This is a genomic window from Phenylobacterium sp., from assembly GCF_025351295.1.
Lineage (GTDB): Bacteria > Pseudomonadota > Alphaproteobacteria > Caulobacterales > Caulobacteraceae > Phenylobacterium.
The window spans coordinates 1-2,413 of sequence record NZ_JANXWD010000074.1; the positions used below are offsets into that span (position 1 = coordinate 1).

The window sequence follows — 2,413 nt, forward strand, 5'->3', positions numbered from 1 at the left end:
CGCGGCGATCGATACGGGGGTCTATCGATGCGCCGCCTCGTATGGCGGGGTGTCCGATCTGAAACGGATGGTCGCGTGGTCGAAGGTGCGCAGTGAGGCCGCCTTCCGCTACTGGATCCGGTTCATGGGCGCGGACGACGGCAAGGACCAGATCCTGACCGACCTCTCGCCGGCGGCTCGCGGCGACAAGGTGAACGTGCCGGTCCTGCTGATCCACGGGCGGGACGATTCGGTGGTGCCGCTGGAGCAGAGCCAGATCATGGCCGACGCGCTGAAGAAGGCCGGCAGGCCGGTGGAGTTCGTCGTGCTGAAGGGCGAGGATCACTGGCTTTCGCGCGGCGAGACCCGCATCCAGACTCTCGCCGCCATGATCGCCTTCCTCGAGAAGAACAACCCGCCGAACTGATGTATGGCCGGCGCATGCTGAAACCCCTGCGCCGGGTCGTCCGCCGCCTTATGGAGCGGACGGGGCTGATCGGGCCCTATTACCGATGGCTGGAGCGGCGTTCGGCGCGCGGGCTGGGCGACGAGGCCGATGACGGGCGGCCGATGCCGCCGGCCGAGCTGGTGGTGCTGGTCAGCGGGCCCTCGCGGATTTGGTTCTCCGAGCGGGGGCGGAGCGACGCGGCGATGTTCGCGGACTTGGCGGCGCGGCATGGCGTCGATGTGGCGGCGGGGATCGGGGTGCTGGACTTCGGCTGCGGGGCGGGGCGGATCGCGCGCTGGCTGGCGCCGGCGGTGATCGCGGCGGGGGGCCGGTTCCACGGCTCGGACCTCAATCCGAAGCTGGCCGGGTGGTGCGCGGCGAACCTGCCTGGGGCCTATGCGACCAACGGGCTGCAGCCGCCGCTGGCGCTGGGCGATGGCGCGGTGGACCTGGTCTACGCCCACTCGGTGCTGACCCATCTGACCGAGGCGACGGCGCGGGCCTGGCTGGCGGAGATCGCCCGGGTGCTACGGCCGGGCGGCCTGGCGCTGCTGACCTTCCACGACGAGGCCTATGCCGCCGCCTGGGGGCCGCCCGACGTGGCGCCGCGGCTGGCCGCCGAGGGCTACGTGGTCTGGAACCAGGCCCTGGAGGGCTCCAACTACATGTCCGCATGGACGGCGACCGCGCGGCTCGCGGCGCTGGCGGCGGCCGGCTTCGATGTCGCCGAGATGATTCCCGGCGGCGTCGATGAACCCTCCCAGGCCGTGGCCGTTCTCCGGACGAGGACCTGAGGTCAGGCGCTCTGCCCTTGTGTGGCGCAATTGCCACACTACATCGGGGCTGTCCGGACGTTGCGCTTGCTCAAGGCGATGTCCGACGATCCGCCGCAATGGGGACCCTATGAACATCGACATCTATTCCGATCGCGCCAAGCAGGCGATCCAGTCGGCGCAGAGCCTGGCGCTCGCGCGGCGGCACCAGCAGCTGGCGCCCGAGCACATCCTGAAGGTGTTGCTCGAGGAGAAGGACGGCCTCTCCGACGCCCTGATCAAGAGCGCCGGTGGTCGGCCCGAAGAGCTCGACACGTCCGTCGAGGCCGCGCTCACCCGCATCCCGAAGGTCGAGGGCGGCTCCGGCCAGCTCTACATGACCCCGGAGACCGCCCGGGTGTTCGTCGAGGCCGAGGCCGGCGCCAAGACCGCCGGGGACGCCTTCGTCACCACCGAGCGGCTGCTGATCGCGCTAGCCAAGGAAGGCGGCGCGACCGCCAAGCTGCTGAAGGACGCCGGGGTCACGCCCAAGGGTCTGGAAGACGCCGCCGTGGCGATCCGCAAGGGCCGCACGGCCGACTCAGCCTCGGCCGAGGACGGCTACGACGCCCTCAAGCGCTATGCCCGCGACCTGACCCAGGCCGCCCGCGACGGCAAGCTGGACCCGGTGATCGGTCGTGACGAGGAGATCCGCCGCACCATCCAGGTCCTGCAGCGCCGCACCAAGAACAACCCCGTGCTGATCGGCGAGCCTGGGGTCGGCAAGACCGCCATCGTCGAGGGCCTGGCGCTGCGCATCGTCAACGGCGACGTGCCCGAGGGGTTGAAGGACAAGAAGCTGCTCAGCCTGGACATGGGCTCGCTGATCGCCGGCGCGAAGTACCGCGGCGAGTTCGAGGAGCGGCTGAAGGCGGTGCTGAACGAGGTCACCGCGGCCGAGGGCTCGATCATCCTGTTCATCGACGAGATGCACACCCTGGTGGGCGCTGGGAAGAGCGAGGGCGCGATGGACGCCTCCAACCTCTTGAAGCCGGCCCTGGCTCGCGGCGAGCTGCACTGCGTCGGTGCGACGACGCTGGATGAGTACCGCAAGAACGTCGAGAAGGACGCCGCCCTGGCGCGCCGCTTCCAGCCGGTGTTCGTCAGCGAACCCACGGTGGAGGACACCGTCTCGATCCTGCGCGGCCTGAAGGAGAAGTACGAGCTGCACCAC

The 2,413-nt window shown here is 70.0% G+C and carries 3 protein-coding genes; all 3 read left to right on the forward strand.

The window, feature by feature from the left end:
- On the forward strand, positions 1 to 406 hold a 406-nt coding region (locus Q0R13_RS10835), incomplete at its 5' end, for a prolyl oligopeptidase family serine peptidase (protein ID WP_293903687.1).
- A 14-nt stretch (positions 407 to 420) separates the two neighbouring features.
- Positions 421 to 1,221 (forward strand): class I SAM-dependent methyltransferase, encoded by an 801-nt coding sequence (locus tag Q0R13_RS10840; protein ID WP_293903690.1) that lies wholly within the window; start codon positions 421 to 423, stop codon positions 1,219 to 1,221.
- A 109-nt stretch (positions 1,222 to 1,330) separates the two neighbouring features.
- A partial coding sequence (locus Q0R13_RS10845) for a Clp protease N-terminal domain-containing protein (protein ID WP_293903693.1) occupies positions 1,331 to 2,413 on the forward strand: 1,083 nt, incomplete at its 3' end.

Coding starts and splice junctions, on each gene's coding strand:
- Q0R13_RS10840 (WP_293903690.1), top strand. CDS start 421: ATGCTGAAACCCCTGCGCCGGGTCGTCCGCCGCCTTATGGAGCGGACG.